This is a genomic window from Flavobacterium soli DSM 19725 (assembly GCF_000422705.1).
Classification (GTDB): Bacteria; Bacteroidota; Bacteroidia; order Flavobacteriales; family Flavobacteriaceae; genus Flavobacterium; species Flavobacterium soli.
On sequence record NZ_AUGO01000001.1, the window covers coordinates 353686 to 375718 of the forward strand.

At 37.2% G+C, this 22033-nt stretch carries 18 protein-coding genes and 1 pseudogene; 4 read left to right on the forward strand and 15 right to left on the reverse strand.

Going from position 1 to position 22033, the window contains the following annotated elements; all coding sequences use genetic code 11:
* The 9 genes from G508_RS0101625 to G508_RS0101670 all read right to left on the reverse strand — a co-directional run bounded on the left by G508_RS0101625 (position 1) and on the right by G508_RS0101670 (position 11602).
* Positions 1 to 702 carry a CoA transferase subunit A gene (locus tag G508_RS0101625; RefSeq protein WP_026703689.1) on the reverse strand — a complete coding sequence of 234 codons (702 nt, stop codon included), beginning with the start codon at positions 700 to 702 and terminating at the stop codon, positions 1 to 3.
* Positions 703 to 842: 140 nt separating this feature from the next.
* Positions 843 to 3155, reverse strand: a complete 2313-nt coding sequence (locus G508_RS0101630) for a penicillin-binding protein 1A (RefSeq protein ID WP_026703690.1) — start codon at positions 3153 to 3155, stop codon at positions 843 to 845.
* Positions 3156 to 3159: 4 nt separating this feature from the next.
* Positions 3160 to 3645, reverse strand: a complete 486-nt coding sequence (locus G508_RS0101635) for a gliding motility lipoprotein GldH (RefSeq protein ID WP_026703691.1) — start codon at positions 3643 to 3645, stop codon at positions 3160 to 3162.
* Entirely contained in the window at positions 3629 to 5041 is a 1413-nt protein-coding gene (locus tag G508_RS0101640; protein WP_026703692.1) for a PSP1 domain-containing protein, read from the reverse strand. The genes G508_RS0101635 and G508_RS0101640 overlap by 17 nt, the downstream gene beginning before the upstream one ends.
* Positions 5042 to 5217: 176 nt before the next feature.
* Positions 5218 to 6567, reverse strand: coding sequence for an oxygen-dependent tRNA uridine(34) hydroxylase TrhO (trhO, locus tag G508_RS0101645; RefSeq protein ID WP_026703693.1), 1350 nt, complete (start codon positions 6565 to 6567; stop codon positions 5218 to 5220).
* Positions 6568 to 6945: 378 nt separating this feature from the next.
* The gene (locus tag G508_RS0101650) at positions 6946 to 7356 is read right to left on the reverse strand and encodes a BrxA/BrxB family bacilliredoxin (protein WP_026703694.1); all 411 of its coding nucleotides are present in this window, start codon (positions 7354 to 7356) and stop codon (positions 6946 to 6948) included.
* A gap of 112 nt (positions 7357 to 7468) precedes the next feature.
* Positions 7469 to 8614 carry a lycopene cyclase family protein gene (locus G508_RS0101655; RefSeq protein WP_026703695.1) on the reverse strand — a complete coding sequence of 382 codons (1146 nt, stop codon included), beginning with the start codon at positions 8612 to 8614 and terminating at the stop codon, positions 7469 to 7471.
* A 162-nt stretch (positions 8615 to 8776) separates the two neighbouring features.
* On the reverse strand, positions 8777 to 9244 hold the full coding sequence (locus G508_RS0101660; protein ID WP_026703696.1) for a thioredoxin family protein: 468 nt from the start codon (positions 9242 to 9244) through the stop codon (positions 8777 to 8779).
* 96 nt (positions 9245 to 9340) lie between these two features.
* On the reverse strand, positions 9341 to 11602 hold the full coding sequence (locus tag G508_RS0101670) for a TonB-dependent receptor (RefSeq protein WP_026703697.1): 2262 nt from the start codon (positions 11600 to 11602) through the stop codon (positions 9341 to 9343).
* An 88-nt stretch (positions 11603 to 11690) separates the two neighbouring features.
* Between G508_RS0101670 and G508_RS0101675 the strand changes: the two genes are divergently transcribed.
* Both G508_RS0101675 and G508_RS0101680 read left to right on the forward strand, forming a co-directional pair.
* Positions 11691 to 12344 carry a metal-dependent transcriptional regulator gene (locus G508_RS0101675; RefSeq protein ID WP_026703698.1) on the forward strand — a complete coding sequence of 218 codons (654 nt, stop codon included), beginning with the start codon at positions 11691 to 11693 and terminating at the stop codon, positions 12342 to 12344.
* Position 12345: 1 nt separating this feature from the next.
* On the forward strand, positions 12346 to 13164 hold the full coding sequence (locus G508_RS0101680) for a ZIP family metal transporter (protein ID WP_026703699.1): 819 nt from the start codon (positions 12346 to 12348) through the stop codon (positions 13162 to 13164).
* Positions 13165 to 13291: 127 nt separating this feature from the next.
* Here G508_RS0101680 and G508_RS0101690 read toward each other — a convergent pair whose 3' ends face one another.
* From G508_RS0101690 to G508_RS0101700, 3 genes are read right to left on the reverse strand one after another with little or no spacing between them, the layout of a single operon-like run.
* On the reverse strand, positions 13292 to 14128 hold the full coding sequence (locus G508_RS0101690) for a hypothetical protein (RefSeq protein ID WP_157485856.1): 837 nt from the start codon (positions 14126 to 14128) through the stop codon (positions 13292 to 13294).
* Positions 14129 to 14165: 37 nt separating this feature from the next.
* On the reverse strand, positions 14166 to 16268 hold the full coding sequence (gene feoB, locus G508_RS0101695) for a ferrous iron transport protein B (protein WP_026703701.1): 2103 nt from the start codon (positions 16266 to 16268) through the stop codon (positions 14166 to 14168).
* A gap of 6 nt (positions 16269 to 16274) precedes the next feature.
* Positions 16275 to 16508, reverse strand: coding sequence for a FeoA family protein (locus tag G508_RS0101700; protein ID WP_026703702.1), 234 nt, complete (start codon positions 16506 to 16508; stop codon positions 16275 to 16277).
* 355 nt (positions 16509 to 16863) lie between these two features.
* On the opposite strand from G508_RS0101700, the gene G508_RS0101710 reads away from it, so the two are divergent.
* Entirely contained in the window at positions 16864 to 17310 is a 447-nt protein-coding gene (locus G508_RS0101710) for a lipocalin family protein (protein ID WP_026703703.1), read from the forward strand.
* A gap of 85 nt (positions 17311 to 17395) precedes the next feature.
* Here G508_RS0101710 and G508_RS0101715 read toward each other — a convergent pair whose 3' ends face one another.
* A complete protein-coding gene (locus G508_RS0101715) occupies positions 17396 to 18064 on the reverse strand; it encodes an SCO family protein (protein WP_026703704.1) in 669 nt (222 codons plus the stop codon).
* A gap of 130 nt (positions 18065 to 18194) precedes the next feature.
* Here G508_RS0101715 and G508_RS0101720 point away from each other — a divergent pair, with 130 nt between their 5' ends.
* Positions 18195 to 20246 (forward strand): M13 family metallopeptidase, encoded by a 2052-nt coding sequence (locus G508_RS0101720; RefSeq protein ID WP_026703705.1) that lies wholly within the window; start codon positions 18195 to 18197, stop codon positions 20244 to 20246.
* 167 nt (positions 20247 to 20413) lie between these two features.
* On the opposite strand, the gene G508_RS0101725 is transcribed toward G508_RS0101720, so the two are convergent.
* Both G508_RS0101725 and G508_RS20470 read right to left on the reverse strand, forming a co-directional pair.
* Positions 20414 to 21289, reverse strand: coding sequence for a cation diffusion facilitator family transporter (locus G508_RS0101725; protein WP_026703706.1), 876 nt, complete (start codon positions 21287 to 21289; stop codon positions 20414 to 20416).
* A 59-nt stretch (positions 21290 to 21348) separates the two neighbouring features.
* Positions 21349 to 21887, reverse strand: a pseudogene (locus G508_RS20470) (IS1 family transposase).
* Positions 21888 to 22033 lie beyond the last annotated feature (146 nt).

Consider the following 22033-nt stretch of genomic DNA (forward strand, 5'->3'; position numbering starts at 1 on the left):
TTATGCTTTTTGTCTAACAGTTCGTTGCTCGATTCTCTTTTCAAATTTTTCACCTTGAAAGATACGTTGTACCATGATTCCTGGAATATGTATTTGATTAGGGTCGAGTGCTCCAACTGGAACCAATTCTTCTACTTCGGCAATGGTGATTTTTGCAGCACCGGCCATACAAGCGTTGAAGTTTCTGGCTGTTCCTTTGAAGATTAGATTTCCGGCGGCATCACCTTTCCATGCTTTTACGATAGAGAAATCGGCCTTGTAGGCTTCTTCCATGATGTGCATCTTGCCGTTGAATTCGCGTGCTTCTTTTCCTTCGGCAACTTCGGTTCCGTAACCTGCTGGAGTAAAGAATGCTGGAATTCCGGCTTGTGCGGCACGGCATTTTTCGGCTAATGTTCCTTGTGGTGTTAATTCTACATCGAGTTCGCCCGAAAGCATTTGGCGTTCGAATTCGGCATTTTCTCCAACATAGGAAGAAATCATTTTCTTGATTTGTTTTTTCTGCAAGAGCAATCCCAAACCAAAATCGTCTACACCTGCATTGTTTGAGATACAGGTTAAATCGGTAACATTTAGTTGCACCAATTCGGCAATGCTGTTTTCTGGAATTCCTGAAAGTCCGAAACCTCCAAGCATTATCGTCATTGAACTTTCAATTCCTTGAAGAGCTTCTTGGACGTTGTTTACTTTTTTGTTAATCATAGTTGGTTAGTAGTTTAAAAACAAAAATATTATTTGAAACGGAATGCCCTAGCCCTGATTGAAACGAAAATCCTTTTAATTTTTTCCTTTAAAAAATTAAAAGATTGTAGTGAAAAGCGGGAAAAAGCTCCTAAAAAAAATTAGAAATCGAATTCGTCAGTATCTTGTTCTACATCGCCTTCAACAGCTGTTGTGTCTTTTACTTTAGGCACCCAGCAATCTACTTTTATGGCAAGATTCTTTGGCCGTTCAAACGGTTCCTTGGATACGGTTAAGGTTTTATCTTCGTAGCATTTTTTCATGAACATTCCCCAGATTGGCAGTGCCATTGTGGCTCCTTGACCATAGGTAATACCTTTGAAATGTGCCGAACGGTCTTCGTTTCCTACCCAAACTCCGGTTGCAAGATTTGGCACCATCCCTACAAACCAACCGTCTGACTGGTTTTGAGAAGTTCCTGTTTTTCCTGCAATTGGGTTTCTCAATACATAAGGATAACCCGTTACACGATTGTATCCATGACCGCCGCCATCGGTTCTTAGACGTGCTCCAGAACCCGTTTCAGTAACTCCTTCTAATAATTTTATGACTGCATATGCAATGTCCCTATTCAATACATCGCGGGATTCAGGAACGGAACGGAACAATACATTTCCGTTTTTGTCCTCAATTCTGTCGATAACTTGTGGTTTTACATAAACACCTTGGTTGGCAAACGTACTGTAAGCGGCAACCATATCGTGAACCGTGATTTCTACGGCTCCAAGAGCGATGGAAGGTTGTGATGGAATATCTGATTTTACCCCTAATTTTTTTGTCAAATCAATTACGGCATCTGGCCCAACGCGGTCAATCAACTTTGCTGAAACGGTATTGATGGAAAGTGCTAATGCTTTTTTTAACGTAACCATTCCGCGGTATTCGTGGTTGGAATTGTTAGGTGTCCACGTTTCGGTAACGTTGTGTTTCCCTTTTGGAATAGTGTAAGGAGCATCAATAATCGAGTCGCATGGAGAATAACCTTGCTGTTCGATTGCAGTTGCATACACAAAGGGTTTGAAGGTTGAACCTACTTGACGTGCTCCTTGCTGAACGTGATCGTATTGGAAATGTTTGTAATTGATTCCTCCTACCCAAACTTTGATCGCTCCAGTTGCTGGTTCCATAGACATCACCCCGCTTTGAAGGAAATGTTTGTAGTATCTGATGGAATCATTTGGCGTCATGATGGTATCTTTTTCACCATCCCAAGAGAAAACTCTCATTTTGGTTTTTACTGTGAATGATTTTTTTATATCATCTTCATCTTTTCCTTCGGCAGACATGATTCGCCATCTTTCGGATGTTTTTCGGGCACGATTCATCAGGTTTTCAGTTTCTTTTTCAGAAATGTTTACGAAAGGAGCGTTTTTATTTTTCTTGCTTTCGATGGCAAACTCCTTTTGAAGATTGGCCATATGTGCATAAACCGCCTCTTCTGCATAAAGTTGCATACGAGAATCAATAGTGGTATAAATTTTTAGCCCATCGCGGTAGATGTCATAATCTGTTCCATCTGGTTTTTTATTGTCTTTTACCCAATTTTTCATGTATTCACGCAAATATTCACGGAAGTAAGTTGCTGTTCCTTCCTTGTGGGTTTGCAATTTGAAATCTAAAGTGATAGGAAGCTGACTGAATTTTTCCTTTTGTGCTTCGGTAATGATTTTGGATTTTACCATTTGTCCGAGAACTACATTTCGACGGTTTTTGACCCCCTGTGCATTTCGAACTGGATTGTAAAGTGATGAATTTTTGAACATCCCAACTAAAATAGCCGATTCGTCAATGGTCAATTCTTTCGGTTCTTTGTTGAAATAGGTTTTGGCTGCAGAGCGAATTCCGACTGCATAATTGTTGAAATCATATACGTTGAAATACATAGCAATGATTTCGTTTTTAGTATATTGCCTTTCAAGACGTGTAGCAATAATCCATTCTTTAATTTTCTGAATGATTCTAAAAGGCAAAAATTTAGAACCTTCACCATGGAATAATTGTTTTGCCAATTGTTGCGAAAGCGTACTTGCTCCACCACTTGTTCCTAAACTTGTAACGGCTCTTAAAGTTCCCCTACCGTCAATTCCTGAGTGTTCATAAAAACGCTCGTCTTCAGTAGCAACCAAGGCATCGACCAAATGTTTTGGCAAATCTTCATATTTAACCGAAGTTCTGTTTTCATTGTAGAATTTTCCGATGGTTTCGCCATCTGCCGAAATGATTTCGGTTGCAAGATTTGATTCTGGATTTTCTAATTCTTCAAAAGAAGGCATGGAACCTAAAATCCCCCAAGAGGCCAATAAGAAGATTAAAAAAACCACCCCTAAACCTCCTGCAAATATTTTCCAGAATTGTCTTTTATAATAAGCAAAATCCTTTTCTACAGGTTTGTTGCTGTTTTTTTTGATTGCCATAATCTTATTCTATTGATTCTATTCTAAAACCTACATCTGTAATGCCTTCGAGCTCTTCGACACCGGTAATTTTACCAGTTTGCCGAACTGCCTGTTGAATGTGCACTTTGTAATTTCCAATTTTAGGAAACTTCATTTTTTCCTTATAAAAAAGTTTGCTTTCTTTTATATCCGAAAAACCTTCACCAAGAAGTGTGCCGTCGGGATTGGTCATTTGATATTGTAATGTATCTACTTTTGTTAATCCTCCTGGTTGTTCCAAGGCTACAATCAAAAACAAATTACTAAACTGATATTGCTCATTTCCTCGAAGGTTTACAAACAAGTTATACAACTTTGTCGTGTCCGGTTGATCAAAAGAAAAAGACACAATACTGTCCTTTTTCCAAGCATCTCCAACTGATTTATAATCATCAAAAACTCTTTCCTTATCGCAGGAAAATAAAAATAGTGCTATTAAAAGAATTAAAAAACTACTTTTTAGGCTCATCTTTCTTATTCGGAATTATTCTGTTATCTGGTTTTGGTTCGTTAGGTTTTCTTTCGCCTTGAGGACGATTTTGTTGTGGCTTTCTTTTTTCAAAAGGCTTTTTCTCACCCGCTAGTCTTGGATTTTTTTGACCTTGTGGCTTGTTTTCGGTTGCTGCTGCAGGTTTATTTGCACTTATAGCTGGTTTTCCTCCATTGCTTGTAATGGCAGGTTTACCAGGATTTGCATTTACTGGTCGGTTTGCATTTGCAACAATTGCATTTTCTCCCGGCTTGCGTTTCTTGTTTGGTCGTTTCTTTTTCTTTGGCTGGTCAAAACGTGTTAAACTTTCCTGACCCATTGCGTTATTGAAATCTTTTTCTGGTGCAATATTATCCTCAATGGCATAATCTTCTAACGAAGAAACCTTGTTTTTTAGTTTGTTTTCGGCAATAATTTCCTTTACCTGATCAATTTTCAAGACGTGCCAATTGGCAAAATTATCCGTATAAGCAAACCACATCAACCCTTTAAAGATATCTTGTTTTTGACAAATTGCCATCCCTTTCTCGGTCATCAATTTGGTTTCGAATTCAGGAAAATCTTTCAAGGCATCCATGTAAGTATCCAACTCATAATTCAAGCAACACTTTAATTTTCCGCATTGTCCGGCTAATTTTTGTGGATTCAATGAAAGTTGTTGGTAACGTGCCGCAGAAGTATTCACGCTTCTAAAATCGGTTAACCAAGTAGAACAGCATAATTCTCTTCCGCAAGAACCAATTCCGCCCAAACGTGCGGCTTCCTGACGGAAACCAACCTGCTTCATCTCAATTCTGGTGCTAAATTCTTTTGCAAAATCCTTAATCAACAAACGAAAGTCAATCCTATCATTTGCCGTATAATAGAAAGTTGCCTTTGATCCATCTCCTTGAAATTCGATATCCGAAATTTTCATTTCAAGTTTTTGGGCTATGGCCAATTCACGGGCACGAACCTTCATAGGTTCTTCTTTATCACGTGCATTTGACCAAATATCAATGTCTTTTTGAGATGCTTTTCTGTAGATTTTAGGAATATCAGTATTCTTGTGATTAGTTCCTTTTTTCTTCATTTGAATCTTTACCAACTCTCCAGTTAAAGTAACAATTCCAATGTCGTGACCCGGAGAAGCTTCAGTAGCTACAATATCTCCAATGCTTAAGGTCAACTTTTCAGTATTTCTGTAAAATTCTTTTCTTCCGTTCTTGAAACGCACCTCAATACAATCAAAAGGCGCTTCACCATTGGGAAGATTCATATTGGAGAGCCAATCGAAAACGGTTAATTTGTTGCAGCTATCGGTGCCGCAAGTCCCTTTATTTCCGCAGCCTTTTGGTGCACTACCATCAGACGTTGAACAACTTGTACAGGCCATAATTTTATATAGATGTTGTAAAAACACAACTTAAAATTCGTAATTTGTTTTGTGCGTAAAGATAGCAATTTTTAAGTTGAAGTTACAAGAACGTTAAGCTGTTGCTGTTCAATATCAAACAAAAAACCTATCTCCTTGCCAAGAAATAGGTTTAACGTAGAAATGTAAACTATATTTTATTCTAAAATTTTATACAATTTATCCGAAAGTCGCACTCTGAAGGGAATGGCAAACGTCACTTTGTCGCCTGGTTTTGCAGTTATGGCTTCTGTATCGTTTACGAGCATTTTTTCCAGTATCAATTCCTGATTTCCGGTTGTAGGTCCTGCAATTAGGATTTTATCGCCAACGTTCAATTCGTTGTTTTCCATCAAGAAAAGACCTACTTGAGCTTTCACATAATAATGTTCTGCTTTTCCAAGAATTACTTTCTTGATTTTTTTAGGAAGGATTGTTTTTTTGGCTGTAGCCAATGATTGATCTGATAATTCCCCTGAATGTTTAAAAGCTAGTTTTTCTGATTTTCCTTTTCTGAAGACTTTGTTGCCAACTTGTTTGCCACTTCTCAATTTTACTTGTTCCGCCAAAGGTAAATGCGTTACTTCCAGACATTCGGTTGAACAGCAATTTTCCATAGCTGCCTTGCATTCGTCACATTGGATGAACAACAAATGACAGCCATCGTTGGCACAATTGGTATGATTGTCACACGGTTTTCCGCATTGGTGGCATTGGGAAACGATATCATCCGTGATTCTTTCGCCCAGACGGTTGTCAAAAACAAAGTTCTTTCCGATGAATTTGCTTTCCAGACCTTCTTCCTTTATTTGCTTTGCATATTGAATAATTCCTCCTTCGAGCTGAAACACATTCTTGAACCCTTGATGCTTGAAATAGGCACTTGCTTTCTCGCAACGAATACCACCTGTGCAATACATCACGAGGTTTTTATCTTCCTTGAAATCTTTTAATTGTTCGTTAATTATCGGCAAACTCTCTCTAAATGTTTCCACATCTGGAGTGATAGCTCCTTTGAAATGACCTATTTCACTTTCATAATGGTTCCTGAAATCTACTACAATCGTGTTCGGGTCTTCCAGAATCTTATTGAAATCTTTGGCTGCAAGGTGAACCCCTTTGTTGGTTACATCAAATGTTTCATCGTTTAGTCCATCGGCTACAATCTTGTCGCGTACTTTGATGGTGAGTTTCAAAAACGAGTGGTCGTCCTGTTCTACGGCAACATTCAAGCGGATGCCTTTCATAAAATCATACACTTCGAGGGTTTCGCGAAAGGCTTCAAAGTTATCGGCAGGAACGCTCATTTGGGCGTTTATCCCTTCATGGGCAACATAAATTCGGCCGAGTGCATCGAGTGCATTCCAGGCAACGAACAGGTTGTCTCTAAATTTTTTAGGGTCTTCAATTTTGGCGTATGCATAGAAAGACAACGTGAGGCGTTGTTTACCGGCTTGGTCAATGAGTTCGGCTCTTTCTTCTGCACTTAAGGTGTTATACAGTTGCATGCTATAAACGTTTTTAAGTAAAGAAATTATTTTCGGTGCAAAAGTAAGGATAATTTTTATGGGGCGAAAATGACAATTGTCATGTAATAATTTTTTGGTTTTAATTTACCACAATGTAAGTCCCAAAGTTCAAAAAATGCCTAAAGTTTTTATTCTACCCCCGACTGGAGGGAAAATTCTTTTTATTTTTTTCCTTTAAAAAAATAAAAAGATTTGGAAGGAAGGCGGGAACATGGATTAAAAAGTGCTCATCGTTTTGGTTCTAAATAATAGACACGAATTGCACGAATTTGCACTAATCATTCGTGATAATTTGTGTTGAAAACAAATCCCATAAAAAAACCACGCCGAAACGTGGTTTAGATTGTTAGCTTCTGATTAGCAGAATTCCTTGAAAGCATCTTGCAAATTCTCAGCAATCAGTTCTGCAGGGCGACCCTCGATGTGGTGACGCTCCAACATGTGAACCAACTCACCATCCTTGAAAAGCGCGATGCTTGGCGAAGACGGAGGAAACGGGAACATGAATCCACGTGCTGCATCTACAGCTTCCTTATCGACACCGGCGAAAACCGTTACCAAATGTTCTGGCTTTTTGTCACCTGCCAAACTCATTTTTGCTCCCGGACGTGCGTTTCTTGCTGCACAACCGCAAACTGAATTCACGACTACTAATGTTGTTCCTGGCTTTGCAATTGCGTTTTCAACGGCTCCTGCACTATATAATTCTTCAAAACCTGCATCGGCTAATTCAGCTCGCATTGGTTTTACCATTTCTTCTGGATACATAACTTTAATTTTAGATTTTAGATATACGCTTTTAGATTTTGCAATCTGGATGCAAAGATAATGAGAATTCTAATTTTAAAATTCAAACCCATCATAAAGATTTGTTATGATGTTATAGTCGGGTGATTCTGGTGAATAATGCCTTGATGAAGAGCATTTTTGGACATTTCCAGATGACTTGCAAATCTTCGAGGAAAGAAGTTTCTTCGTCGAGGAATTTAAAGATGAGGGTTGGGTTTCCTTTCTTGAACATGGAGGAGAAAATGCGACTCCCGAGATGGTTTTTTTGGTCTAAAATATCCAGAAGCAACAAATCATAGAACCAGAATTTGTTGGTTTTATGAAACTTTCTCAAATCGGATTCCTTGTTTAGAAATGCTACCAATTGTTTGGCTTTTTTGGTTGTATTTTTAAATGTATAACCCGTACTGGCTTTTGTCCAACCGCCTGCCGAACCAATGTGGAGGATGTTTTTTTTGTTTTCTTTCCAAAATGGGAAACACGTCATTGGGATATTTCCTTTTTCGGTTTCGATGATTTCGTAATTGGTGATGCCTAGTTTTTGGATGTATTTTTTGATTTCGTTTTCGTATTCTTCTTTCGGGAGTAAATCTTTTGAAAACAACGTATATTCAATCAAGGCTTCCGTCGAAGAAGTTGGCAAGACATACATAAACCTAGTATTGCCTCGCTGTTCTACCGAAAAATCCATGAATGTGGCTTTCGCCGAATTGAAAACCGCTTGTTCACTTTTGATGAACCACCCGATAAAATGCTGTTGCAACAACGGATATTTGGTTTGCTTTTGAACCATTTCCGGATTGTAGATGCTGTTGAATAATTTGTTGCAAGAGAAGCTTTCTTCGTTGGTTTGCACCACGACATTTTTGCCAGATTCGCTAAAACCTAGAATTTCCTGATTTAAAAAGGTGATGTTTTTTTCGACAGATAATCGTTTGAACACCTTGTTGTAGAAATCAATTCCCTTGATCATTTTATATTGATAGGGTTTCAAATCAAGGTCTCGGCTGAATTTTTCGTTGGCAAAAAGTGCGAAATCCCATTCCTCTGAAATTATTTTTTTCCAATCGCCTTTGCCTTCTTCCCAGAAACACCAGGTTCTGTCGTTGGTTCTTTTGGTATTGATATCTAGAAGAAGGATTTCTTTTTGCTGGAATTGTCCTGAAACGACCATTTCATAAACCGTCATCAAGGCTGACAATCCTGTTCCGGTGAAGATGTAATCGTAGTGTTTCATTCTTCAAAAATAGAGAATTAAGTGAACACAGATTAAACAAATTTTCACAGATTTTTATTTCGACAAATAATTTAATAATTGTTTAGCATTGACAAAAGATTCGATTTGGTTTCAAAGTGAACACAGATTACACAAATTGGCACAGATTTTTTTCCGAATATTCTACTCTTTATCTATTATTTCGAGAAGTATTTCTAATAATTCTTTTGGGTTTATAAAAGATTGGATTTGCATTTCAATGATATAATTTGAGTTTAGAATCATTAGAGTCGGATAAGATACCGTTCCGTCTTTTTCAGCCAAAGATTCGGCTAATTCGTGTATGCCCGAATTGTTTCCTTTGGGTTTGTATTTGAAGATGCGATTGTTAAATGTGATGTCGTTTTTAGCTTCTGCATCGAAGGAAACAAAATAGAAATTTTCGTTTAATTGCTTGATGGTTTCCTCGTTTTTGAAGGTCGAATTCTGCATCATCTTGCAGTATTTGCACCACGAAGTATGGATGAAAATTACAAACGGTTTTGGATTTTCGATGGAAAGTTTTTCGGCTTCTTCGAAAGTGTGCGTTTTTAATTGGGCAAAGTTTTGATTTGCCATTAAAATAAAACATATGATTAGAAGCTTTTTCATTTGCCACAGATTAAAGGATTTTCACTGATTTTGTTTCTTCTAAATTTTAAATCTGCGGAAATCTGCGTCATCAGCATAAATTCGCGTTTTTAAAAATTATTTCAAAGTATAGCGCAATCCAAAGAAACTACGAATTCCCTGATTCGGACCATAAACATATCCCGGATCAAAAGTCAAACCATACGGATTATCAGGAGTTACCATCGCATTTCCGTTTGGATCATATTGCACATTTTTATCGAAAGGGTCGTTTGCTCTTGCAATAATAAATGGATTTCCTTTGTTTGGTGTCCAATTCAAAAGGTTTTTTACACCCAGATAAATTTCGAAATTCTTGAATTTATTGAACGTGAATTGAATGTTTTGGATGCTCCAAGTTGGTGAATATTCTTTTCTTGGATCAAGTTCACCTAAAACAGGCAAACGCATCGGACCATAAATATTTCCGGTGTAATCAATATCCAAAAATAATTTCGGCAAACGATAGGAAATCGCCCACGTTCCTGAGAATTTTTCGGTTAGAATTTGTCGTGTCTTGATGTTGTCTTCTGTTTTGGAAACATCCATATAAGTAGCACCTAGAATCAGTTTCAGTCCGTTTTGAAAAACCATATCCACGTTCGAACTGATTCCTTTTGTAACGGCAAAACCATTCAAATTTTTATAAATAATCTGGTTCGGATTTGTGTCATAATCCGGAATAATCGAGTTCGTAAAATAGGTGTACCAAGCCGAAGTTTCAATTCCGATAAAGTTGCCGTTTTCTGAATATATTTTCTTCAGATAATTCAAATTCACGTTATAGGATTGTTCTGGTTTTAAATTTTCAAGAACAATAACTTCGCGAGAACCCGTCAAAGCCGCATGCTCTTCGGTAAAAAGATTTACGATTCGAAAACCCGTTCCTGCATTCAAACGGAAAATATCATTGTCGGTCGCTTTGAATTTATAAGCAAAACGTGGTGTAAAAATAGAACCGTGATTGTCATTATAATCGTATCTCGCACCAAGCAAGATGGTATGTTTTTCATTAAATTTAATTTCGTCCTGAACGAATAAACTCGGAATCCAATTTTCATCCGTTGTTGCTGTTGCCGGAGTATTATCGTTGTAAAAATTATAACGAATGGCCGTTCCAAAAAGCAAATCGTGATTTCTTATTTTCTTGTCCCAAGTCAGCTGGCCAAAGCCAATTTTTTGCTGAGCCAAATATTTCGTGTTTCCGTAAACCGAATTCTGATCGTGGTCGGTATACGAAAAAGAAAAGAGCATTTTTTCCTTTACTGGAAGTTCATAGGCTCCTAACAATTCATACCGTTCTGTGTAAATACTTTCGCCATAGACTTCATCCCCACCACGGTATTTTTTTTCCCATTGCATCTCGCCACCCCAACGGTCTTCATAAAAATAACGTCCGGCAAGCGAAAACAGCTTGTTGCTTTTTCGGTTGAAATTCCACTTTTGGAAAACCGAAATACGTTCCTGAAGCGTAACATCGGTAAAATTATCGCCATTATTATCTATAGGATTGTCATAGTTGAAATAATTGGTTCCGATTAAAACCGAAGCCGTCTTTCCCACATTGGCTTTAAAGCCTAAATCTAAATTCGCCTCGCCCCAACTTGTCGTGAAACCATCAGCCGAAAAAACGGGAGCACTTTTTGGGTTTTTAGTAATGATGTTGATAAGGCCTCCAACTGCTTCACTTCCGTACAAAGACGAAGCCGGACCTTTCACCACTTCAACACGTTCCAAAAGCGAATTCGGAATTCCAGACAAACCATAAACCGTTGAAAGTCCGCTAACGATTGGCATTCCATCAATCAAAACCAACGTATAAGGACCTTCGAGACCATTAATATGAATATCGCCCGTGTTGCAAACGTTGCAATTTAATTGAGGACGAACGCCGTTTACATTTTGCAACGCTTCAAAAATATTAGCAGTTGGATTCTTTTTAAAGAAAACAGGCGAATACGTTTCAACCGGAACGGGACTTTCCGAACGTCGAACGGCTTTCAAGGTTCCGGTGACCACGACTTCATCTAACGCATTATCATCTTCCTCTAAATTAAAATCCTGAATAAAGTTCTCGTTTTCAATAATTGAAATGGCTTTCTGGATTGTTTTTTTTCCAATGTAGGAAACTTGTATTTTATATTTTCCAGATGCTAGGTTTTCAAATTTATAAGAACCTAAACTGTCCGTTATGATGGTTTTTGATGTTCCAATCATTTTTACCACCACTCCATTAACTGGAATTTCATCAACATAAATAACTCCAGAAACACTCGCTTTATCTTGAGCATAAATTATTTGAGAAAATATAATTAGAGTTATATAGACTATATTTTTCATTTATTTTAAATATATTTTTAGGCAAATCTAAAAATAAATTTTTAATGAAAAAAATATATATATTTGTAAAGCTAAATTTTTTATTCTAATGACCTATTCCGAAGAGAATTACCTGAAGGCGATTTATCATTTATCCTTGTTCCAAAAGAAAGGAGTGAACACCAATGCCATTGCTAAAATGATTGACAGCAAGGCTTCGTCGGTAACGGATATGATCAAGAAATTAGCAGAGAAAAATTTAGTAGAATACCAGAAATACCAAGGTGTTTCCTTGACTGCTGAAGGTTTGCTTGAAGCAAAAATGATCGTACGGAAACACCGCCTTTGGGAAGTTTTTTTGGTAGAAAAACTCGATTTTTCTTGGGATGAAGTACATGATGTTGCCGAAGAATTGGAGCACATCAATTCTGAAAAATTAATCAACAAGCTCGATGCCTTTTTAGGTTTTCCAACCGAAGATCCTCATGGGGATCCGATTCCGAATGCGAAAGGCGAAATCAAAAAAATGGACAAGAAGCTATTATCCGAATTAAAACTGAATCAAAAATCAATTTGTGTTGGCGTGAAAGATTCGTCTTCAAATTTCTTGAAATACCTGGATAAACAACAGATTGCATTGGGCTCAACTATCGAAATCATTGAAAAAGAAAGTTTTGATGCCTCTCTAATCGTTTTGGTAAACGGAAACGAAATGAACATTTCCAATAAAATTGCCAGTAATCTTTACGTAAAAACAGTATAACATGTTCCAAGATATTATAAAATTTTTCGAAAGTATCGACCCGATTTTGGCGGCTTTGTATGCAACTCTTTTCACTTGGGGATTGACTGCTTTTGGAGCCTCATTTGTTTTCTTTTTTAAGAATATGAACCGTGCCGTTCTCGATGGAATGCTTGGTTTTACTGGTGGCGTGATGGTTGCTGCAAGTTACTGGAGTCTATTGGCACCAGCCATAGAAATGAGTGAAGGCGAAGGTTTTGTAAAAGTAATTCCGGCTGCCGTTGGATTTATGTTGGGTGCTATTTTTCTTTTTGGCTTGGATAAAACATTACCGCATCTTCATATAAATTTCAAGGAAACCGAAGGTGTAAAATCGCCTTGGCAACGAACTACTTTATTGGTTTTGGCCATCACACTTCATAATATTCCTGAAGGTTTGGCGGTTGGAGTTTTGTTTGGTGGTGTTGCTGCCGGAATTCCAGAAGCTTCTATTGCAGGAGCTGTAACCTTGGCAATTGGTATTGGAATTCAGAATTTCCCTGAAGGAATTGCCGTTTCTATGCCGTTGAGAAGGATGGGGATGAGCCGTTGGAAAAGTTTTATGTATGGACAATCTTCGGCTTTGGTAGAACCAATTGCTGGTGTAATTGGAGCTGTTGCAGTAACATTTTTCACTCCTATTTTACCTTATGCTTTGGCTTTTGCCGCTGGAGCGATGATTTTTGTTGTTGTGGAAGAGGTAATTCCCGAGACGCAACAGGATAAAAATACCGATATTGCAACACTAGGTTTTATTGGTGGTTTCGTCGTGATGATGACTTTGGATGTGGCTTTGGGTTAATTACAACCGCAATCATCTGTTCCGCAATTTTTGGCTTTTTTCTTTTTCCAAAAAAACTTTTTGATGAGGAAAACAACCGCTATTGCAAGGGCTGAAAACGCTAATATTTCTTGAATGTAAATCATAATTAAAAATAAATTCCGCCACCAACTGTAATAAAATTGTAGACTGGTGTGGCAATTTTGAGCCGTTCATAACCCATTGTAAAAAAATAATTTTTCTTGTGGTATTTGCTTTGTAATTCAAGAGCATTTACTGGAAATCCGTTAATGCTGCTCCATTGCTGACTACCTGAAAAACTAATTTGATTCGTCATAAAATAATCTGCCGAAAGGCCAAATGAAAATCCAAACTTCCCCACTTCATTCCCAACATAGGAAGCTCCAATATTCCAACCTAAATTAAATCTTTCTAATCGAACTCTATCATAAGCCAAATTCAAATGCAAGAGAGAAAGATTATTCGTTGTATTCTGTACCTTATTAAATTCGAAAAGCTCCCTGTAATCTGCCTGAATATAAAAGTATTGAAACGGTCGTGCTTTTACTTCAAGATGATTGCCTAACAAACTGCTATTGTTGTAAATAAATTTATTTTCGACATCTATCCTGCATACATTTTTACCGATAGTTTCGGTTATTATACTCTCATAATTTCCGGATTTTCCGTTATAAAAAGGATAAGGAGTCAAATTACTGTAAAGATGGTCTTCGTTGGTATAATCTCCTATCAAACCATATTTAAAAACTCCGAAAGTAATATAGAAAAATAAATCTCCGAAAAAACCTAAACTATCATCATCATCCGAACTAGAAGAAGATGATCTGCTAGACGAATTGCCACTATTTGTATTGCTCCTTGAGGACGAATTCAATTCTGATTTAGATTTTTCCAATTTATTTTGGGCTGAAATAGTCGTCCATGAAAAAATTAAAACTATAAATAAAGGGTAGCTTTTTTTCATAAAATGTTTTGCTAAGAACATCAAAAACCGAACCGAATTATTCTAAAAATTGATATGCAATTAAAGCAACAGTATATGCAAAAACACTCATGGCAAAAAGCTGAATTGCAGGCCATTTCCAGGAATTCGTTTCTTTTTTCACAATGGCTAAAGTACTTGCACATTGCATCGCGAATGCATAAAATAACAGCAACGAAATTCCAGAAGCAAAATTAAATACTTTCTTACCCGTTATTGGATGCACTTCGGCCTGCATCTTGCTTTTTATGGTTTCTTCATTATCACTTCCACCAACACTGTAAATAGTGGCTAAAGTTCCCACAAAAACTTCCCTTGCAGCAAACGAACTGATAATCGCAATACCTATTTTCCAATCATATCCCAACGGTTCAATCACGGGCTCAATGCTTTTTCCCATAATCCCGATATAGGAATTTTCAATTTTATAGGAGGCGATGGCATCCTCCATTTCTTTTTCAGAAAGGTTGGCATTTTCGGGTGAAGTGGTGACAATTTTTTCAGCAAATTCAAAATTATGGCCTGGACCATACGAAGCCAAAAACCAAAGAATGATAGATATCGCAAGAATTATTTTTCCAGCTCCAAAGACAAAAGCTTTTGTTTTTTCCAACACATTCAAGCCTACATTTTTAAATAATGGAAGTTTATAATTGGGCATTTCCACTACAAAAAAGGTCTTGTTTTTAATTTTCAATATTTTATTCAGAATATAAGCCGAAAATATAGCGGCTCCAAAACCTAAAAGATACAACAACATCAACGTTAATCCTTGTGTGTTGAAGATTCCGAAGATGCGTGTTTTTGGGATCACCAATGAAATCAATATGGAATAAACAGGTAATCTGGCCGAACAAGTTGTAAAGGGTGTAACCAAAATTGTAATCAGTCTTTCTTTCCAACTCTCAATATTTCTCGTCGCCATAATTGCCGGAATCGCACAAGCAGTTCCTGAGATTAACGGAACGACACTCTTACCGCTAAGGCCAAAACGTCGCATGATTTTATCCATCAGGAAAACAACACGGCTCATATAACCGCTTTCTTCCAAAAGGGAAATAAAGAGAAACAGAAACGCAATTTGTGGTATGAAAATAACGATTCCGCCAATTCCTGGAATGATACCTTGCGAAAGCAAATCAGTAAAAACTCCGGGTGGTAAATTTTCGGCTGCAGCCGAACTTAACGAGGCAAAGCTCTGGTCGATAAATTCCATGGGAATACTTGACCAATCAAATATGGATTGGAAAATCAACAGTAGAATCGCTGCAAAAATTACATAGCCCCAGAATTTGTGTGTCAAAACACGATCCAGTTTGCTTCGGAAATCCTTGGCATTTTCCGTATCAATCGTCCGTCCAACTTTTAAAACATCATTTATAAATTGATAACGCTTGATGGTTTCTTTCTGTTGCAAACGTTTTAAATCGGATGGTGATTTGGCGAAATTATGGGTTTCAATTGTCTTCCTGTCAAGGTTTGAAAAATTGACATCTTGCGTAATGACCAACCATAATTTATACAACAATTGGTTCGGGAAAGCCTTTTTCAAACCTCCGAAATATTCCGGATCAATACTTGAAGCATTCAGGCAAGGTTCGGTAGAAACATTATTATAATCGACAATTAATTTTTTCAAATTATCAATTCCAAGTTTTTTCCGGGAACTTACTAATGCTATTTTGGTTTTCAATTGTTCTTCGAGATAGGGAATATCGAGCGTGATGCCTTTCAATTCCATCCTGTCAGACATGTTTATCACTAAAATTGTTGGAATTCCCAAGTCTTTTATCTGTGTGAAAAGTAACAGATTTCGTTTTAGGTTTTCAACATCGGTTACCACCACAACAACATCTGGAAAATCCTTGTCGTTTTTGTTTAAAAGCAATTCGATGACAACATTTTCGTCAAGCGAACTGGCATTCAAGCTGTAAGTTCCGGGTAAATCAAGTATGGTAGCCTTAAAACCAAGTGGCAAATTACAGAAACCCTGTTTTCTTTCGACAGTGATTCCTGGATAATTTCCTACTTGCTGGTTCAGTCCCGTCAACTGGTTAAACACCGAAGTCTTTCCAGTATTGGGATTCCCAATTAAAGCTACTTTTATATTTTGATCGGACATTGAGGACTATTCTTGGATGAGTTCAATCTGGATTTTTCTGGCAGTTTCTAGCCTTATGGCAAGATAGCTATCATTAATATTTAGAAACAACGGATCTCCAAAAGGGGCAATTTGAAGCAATTCGACACTGTTTCCTGGCAAACATCCCATCTCGATTAACTTCAACGGAATAACCTCGATGTCAAAATCGGTAATGGTGGCGCTCTGTCCTATTCGAAGCTGGTCGATTGTTGTTTGCAAATCTTATTTAGATTGATTTTAGATTGCGAAAGTACAAATTATTATCCTAATAAAAAGTTATTTTTCGTTTTGAAAGTGACTTTTGATGTGTTTGATAAGTATTTTGATGTCTTCTTTTATATTCGCTTTCAAAAAATTTTATTATGCCATTAGGGTTTTCCAGAATCAAAGTCATGTAGGATTATTTATTTTGAAAAATACCCATTATTAGGTATTTATAATTATTTTATCAATGCTATATTTGCATATATAAATTTTTTTAACTTAAATAACAATAACATACAGCCATATTTAACACTTTAACATTCAAATGGTGTCGTAAATAAAGATAATTTTAATAGTAAATTCCAAAACCATGAAAACAAAATTTTTACCCTTATTTTTTTTAGTAACAATGATGTTCTCTTGTTCTAGTGATGACGGAGGCGAGAACAATTCAACAACTCAAGAGCAACTCATCGGGAAATGGATGCAACTCTCTGAAAAAGAAACAGCCAATGGAACTGTTGTTTATGATGAAAACTGGGAACATTTGTGCAATTCTAAAAAAGATTATGTTGAATTTTATGAAAACGGAGAATTTGACTGGATCCAATATGAAAGCTCTTGCGAAATAGATGCAGAAAGTTCAAATCAAGAGGCAACGTATTCCTTATCTGGTAATACTCTAACTTTTGGAGGCGATGGGGAATTAAATACTGTTGAAATCGAGAGTATTTCGGCTACAACCTTAGTTGTAAAAACCGAAGAAACCTATCAAGGCGTAAACTATGTTTATTCTACAACATTAAAAAAAATGTAATCCTAATTAAATACTAAACCAAAGCACAAGTGGTCTTACTTATGCTTTGGTTTTTTATAGTATCAACAAAATTCCTAGAAAATCTTTATTCTTGTGTTGATAACCAATTGATATCTTCAATCAGTCTTTTAATATCTTCTTTTTTGGTTCCGTCATAAAAACCTCTGACGCGTCTTTTGGTATCTACCAGAACAAAATTTTCGGTATGCACCATATCATAAAGTTCTTCTGGCTTTCCCGTTTTTACAGCAAGATAGGATTTTCTTGCAATTCCATAAATGTCCTTTTTATTACCTGTAACCAAGTTCCATTTGCTATCGTCAACTCCTTTTTCGATGGCATATTTTTTTAAAACAGGAACACTGTCCATATCCGGCAAAACCGAATGTGAAAGCAACATCACTTTAGGATTATTGATAATGGCTTTTTGAACCTCGACCATATTAGTCGTCATTACTGGACAAATGGTTTGACAGGTGGTAAAGAAAAAATCGGCTACATAAATCTTGCCTTCATAATCCTTTTGGGTGATCGTTTTTCCGTTTTGATTGGTAAAAGAAAAATCAGCAATCGTGTGGTATTTGCTAACGTGCTGCATCGTGCTGTCTACCAATTCTGGATTTACATCAGCCGGATTCATGATTGGGAGCCTTTTTTCTGGAGTAAGTACCCTCATAAAAAGAAAAATACAGGTTGCTGAAAAAATCAGCATTACAATAAAAAAGAGTCGGTACTTTTTGAAGAACTGTAACATCTTGGAATTTTGATGCAAAAATACGAAAACAAGTGGTTGTAACACCTCTAACAACTGTTATTCAAATCATAATTTAAGAATATTTCAAATTTAATTCGATATTTTTGTCAATATAACATAAATCAACAACATGAGACTATTGAATAAAAATCTATTCTTTGTGCTACCTGCACTTATCGGGCTCTCCGAAAGTCAGGCTCAAAGTAAACCAGGCGTTGGAATCAACACCTCTTTTATGGACAAAACCGTAGAACCAAATGACGATTTCTTCCGCTTTGTAAACGGAGCTTGGTTTGACAAAACCGAAATCCCAAGCGACAGAACACGTTGGGGAAGCTTTGACGAACTACGCCAAAATACCGACAAGGATGCTTTGGAAATTCTAAAGGAAGCTTCTACAAACCCAAAATATAAATCCAATACTGATCAAGGAAAAGCGGTTAACCTTTATAGAACCATTCTGGACACTATTGGACGAAACAAAGCTGGAATCACTCCTATAAAACCTTATTTGGCAAAAATTAATGCCGTGAAAAACGTTAAGGATTTGCAAGCCTTGATGATTGAAATGGAACCTCTTGGTGGAATCGGATTTTTTGGAGCAGGTGTTGGTACCGATGCCAAAAACAGCAATAGAAACGTAGTGAACGTTGGATTAGGATCTCTTGGATTGCCAGACCGCGACTATTATGTTTCAAACGAAGCAGATTCTAAAGAAAAACGTGAAAAATATGTCTTACATGTTGCTAAAATGCTACAATTTTTAGGTGAGAAACCTGCCAAAGCGAAAGCCGATGCTGAAAAAATCCTAGCCTTAGAAATTGCCATGTCAACGCCAAGATTAGACAGAGTGGAAAGAAGGGACCGAACCAAAACCTACAATCCAATGACCGTTGCCGATTTGCAAAAATTGACACCTTCTATAAACTGGAAAGGATTTTTAAATGGAATCGGACTTTCAAACGTTGACTCTCTGATTGTTTCCCAACCAAAATATATGACTTCTCTAGAAACCATCTTCAAGCAAAATAAAGTCGAAGACTGGAAAGCTTATATGAGATGGACATTGTTGAATGATGCTGCTGGGCAATTATCAACGGAGATTGAAAATGCAAATTTTGAATTTTATGGTAAGACCTTAACAGGGGCTATCAAACAAAGACCACGCGAAGAAAGAGCTTTGCAAACCATCAACGGAACTGTTGGTGAAGCTTTGGGGAAATTATATGTAGAGAAAAAATTTCCTGCCGAAGCCAAAGCTAAAGCCGAAAAAATGATCAAGAATGTTTTTATAGCATTCGAAAACCGCATCAATAACTTGCCTTGGATGAACAAAGCAACCAAAGTGAGTGCAATCGAAAAACTACACAAATCCAGAATCAAAATTGGTTATCCTGACAAATGGAAGGACTATTCTGAATTGACCTTGAAAAGTCCTGAAGAAGGCGGAAGCTATTTCAGTAATATGGAAGCCATTTCGAAATGGAGATTCAAAGAAAATATTGCCGACTTGAACAAGCCTGTTGACAAAGACGAGTGGTTCATGTCACCACAAACAGTGAATGCCTACTACAATCCTTCCTATAACGAAATTGTGTTTCCAGCCGCCATCTTGCAACCTCCTTTCTATGATTATAAAGCTGACGAAGCTGTAAATTATGGCGGAATTGGAGCTGTTATCGGTCATGAAATCTCGCATGGTTTTGATGATTCGGGTGCTCGATATAATGCTGATGGAAATTTAATCAACTGGTGGTCTGATGAAGATTTGAAACTGTTTACTGATCTTGGTGGTGCACTAGCCGATCAATATAGCACTTTGCAACCGCTTCCAGGAATTTATGTAGATGGAAAATTTACATTAGGAGAAAACATTGGAGATCTTGGTGGTGTGAATGCTGCTTTTGATGGTTTGCAGATTTATTTGAAAGAAAATGGAAACCCAGGTTTGATTGACGGTTTCACGCCAGAACAGCGTTTCTTTATCTCTTGGGCAACCATCTGGAGAACAAAAGCACGTGATGAGGCGATTAAAAACCAAGTGAAAACCGATCCGCATTCTCCAGGATTATACAGAGCCTATGTGCCTTTGCAAAACGTGGACGCTTTCTACAAAGCTTTTAACATCAAGCAAGGAGATGGCATGTATGTTGACCCAGAGAAGAGAGTAAAAATCTGGTAATCTATAGAATTAATTAGATACAAATTGCACCAATTTTCACAGATGATTTCGTGAAAATTGGTGCAATTTTTTATCATTAAAAATTTAAACCATTAAGATAGTAAGAAAATTAAGGTTTAATGAATCTTACTATCTTAATGGTTTAACTAATCTCTAATTGTCAAATTTCATAAATCATCTGGTTCAGTATGAATCAGTACATCAGCAATTTCGGGCATGGCTGCAATGATGGCATCCTTTAATCGATGGGCAATCTCGTGACCTTCGCTAACAGTAATATTTCCATCTACTGTTAAATGCAAATCGACCAAATAGGTCATTCCTGTTTTTCTAACGAAGCATTTTTCGGTATCAATCACGCCTTCAACTGTCGTGGCAACGTTCCTGATATCTTCTATCATGTCGTCATATAAATGCTCGTCGAGAATTTCGCCTAAAGCGGGTCTAAAGATCAGATAGGCATTATAGATGATAAAAAATGAGGCAAACAATGCTGCCCAATCATCGGCGGTTTCATAGCCAGGACCCATATAGATCGCGATCGAAATTCCGATGAAAGCCATAAGCGAAGTGATAGCATCGCTCCTGTGGTGCCAAGCATCTGCCTTGAGCGAAGAACTATTGGTTTCGTCGCTTTTCTTAGAAACGATTCTGTAGAAAATTTCTTTGATAACTACAATAATCGCCAAAACAATAAGTGTGTATTTTTCGGGTGTCTGATGAGGTGTCTGAATGTTTTGAATGCTTTCATAAGCAATGATCGTGGCCGAAATCACCAAGAATCCAACAACGGCAAAGGTGACTAACGTTTCGGCTCGACCGTGACCATAAGGATGATTGGAATCTGCTGGCTTGGTGGAATATTTGATGCCAAAAAGCACCAAGGCAGACGATAAAACATCGGTTGTAGATTCTATGGCATCGGCGATCAAGGCATAGGAATTGCCAAAATAGCCCGTTATTCCTTTGGCTAATGCCAGAAAAAAATTACCCAGAATACTGAGGTAGGTCGCTTTGATGGCTTTATCTTTATTGGTTGTCATTGGGGAATTGTTGTGCTTGCAAAGGTATCACAAAATATTTGGTTGTGGTTTGATCTAAATTAAAAGTCAATTAAGCTTTTGCCTGCTTGACTCCAAAAATACATCTTTAAAACTGAAATCAAGATTACCAAGCTTTTACTAAAGCAGATAGTCCTCCTGTTTAATCTTTTCAGATGGGTTCTCAATGTCAGATTCTTCCTTTCAATATGATTCATGCCGAAATTCCCCTCCTTTGGAGGGATGCCCAAAGGGCGGGGTGGTTGCTCTTGCCAGATTTCCAATACTAAGTAAACTTCTCGTCAACCTCATAGGTTTTTCCCTTACTGATAATGGGTTGCTGAATGCTCTTGGCAATTGACACAACTCTTTTAAGTAATGTGGTAGTCGAAATTTTCAATACCCTTGCAGTGCTTCTTATTCCCAAGCCCTCTTTTGTTAATTGGATGATGTTCTGGTTGAGATCTGACTTATAAGCATTGTAGCCATAGCAAGACTGTTGCCGCTTTTGACAGATACAACATTTATAACGTTGTTTCCCATTGTTTTGAAATCCATTCCTTATGCATTTACCATTACAAAAATTACATTTTATTTCCATGACCTATTTTGATACACTAAGATACAAGAAAAGCATTTTTAGGCCTTATCCGACCTCAAAAATAGAAGAGGTGACCTGTTTGGTCACCTCTAATTGGTTTGGAATCTCAAAATACACATTGTTTTTCAAGGAGTTAGGGTGATGCT

What these genes read in the sequence shown, in the direction of transcription:
- G508_RS0101625 (WP_026703689.1), bottom strand. Translation starts at nt 702, where the DNA reads ATGATTAACAAAAAAGTAAACAACGTCCAAGAAGCTCTTCAAGGAATT.
- G508_RS0101630 (WP_026703690.1), bottom strand. Translation starts at nt 3,155, where the DNA reads ATGGCAATCAAAAAAAACAGCAACAAACCTGTAGAAAAGGATTTTGCT.
- G508_RS0101635 (WP_026703691.1), bottom strand. Translation starts at nt 3,645, where the DNA reads ATGAGCCTAAAAAGTAGTTTTTTAATTCTTTTAATAGCACTATTTTTA.
- G508_RS0101640 (WP_026703692.1), bottom strand. Translation starts at nt 5,041, where the DNA reads ATGGCCTGTACAAGTTGTTCAACGTCTGATGGTAGTGCACCAAAAGGC.
- trhO (WP_026703693.1), bottom strand. Translation starts at nt 6,567, where the DNA reads ATGCAACTGTATAACACCTTAAGTGCAGAAGAAAGAGCCGAACTCATT.
- G508_RS0101650 (WP_026703694.1), bottom strand. Translation starts at nt 7,356, where the DNA reads ATGTATCCAGAAGAAATGGTAAAACCAATGCGAGCTGAATTAGCCGAT.
- G508_RS0101655 (WP_026703695.1), bottom strand. Translation starts at nt 8,614, where the DNA reads ATGAAACACTACGATTACATCTTCACCGGAACAGGATTGTCAGCCTTG.
- G508_RS0101660 (WP_026703696.1), bottom strand. Translation starts at nt 9,244, where the DNA reads ATGAAAAAGCTTCTAATCATATGTTTTATTTTAATGGCAAATCAAAAC.
- G508_RS0101670 (WP_026703697.1), bottom strand. Translation starts at nt 11,602, where the DNA reads ATGAAAAATATAGTCTATATAACTCTAATTATATTTTCTCAAATAATT.
- G508_RS0101675 (WP_026703698.1), top strand. Translation starts at nt 11,691, where the DNA reads ATGACCTATTCCGAAGAGAATTACCTGAAGGCGATTTATCATTTATCC.
- G508_RS0101680 (WP_026703699.1), top strand. Translation starts at nt 12,346, where the DNA reads ATGTTCCAAGATATTATAAAATTTTTCGAAAGTATCGACCCGATTTTG.
- G508_RS0101690 (WP_157485856.1), bottom strand. Translation starts at nt 14,128, where the DNA reads ATGAAAAAAAGCTACCCTTTATTTATAGTTTTAATTTTTTCATGGACG.
- feoB (WP_026703701.1), bottom strand. Translation starts at nt 16,268, where the DNA reads ATGTCCGATCAAAATATAAAAGTAGCTTTAATTGGGAATCCCAATACT.
- G508_RS0101710 (WP_026703703.1), top strand. Translation starts at nt 16,864, where the DNA reads ATGAAAACAAAATTTTTACCCTTATTTTTTTTAGTAACAATGATGTTC.
- G508_RS0101715 (WP_026703704.1), bottom strand. Translation starts at nt 18,064, where the DNA reads ATGTTACAGTTCTTCAAAAAGTACCGACTCTTTTTTATTGTAATGCTG.
- G508_RS0101720 (WP_026703705.1), top strand. Translation starts at nt 18,195, where the DNA reads ATGAGACTATTGAATAAAAATCTATTCTTTGTGCTACCTGCACTTATC.
- G508_RS0101725 (WP_026703706.1), bottom strand. Translation starts at nt 21,289, where the DNA reads ATGACAACCAATAAAGATAAAGCCATCAAAGCGACCTACCTCAGTATT.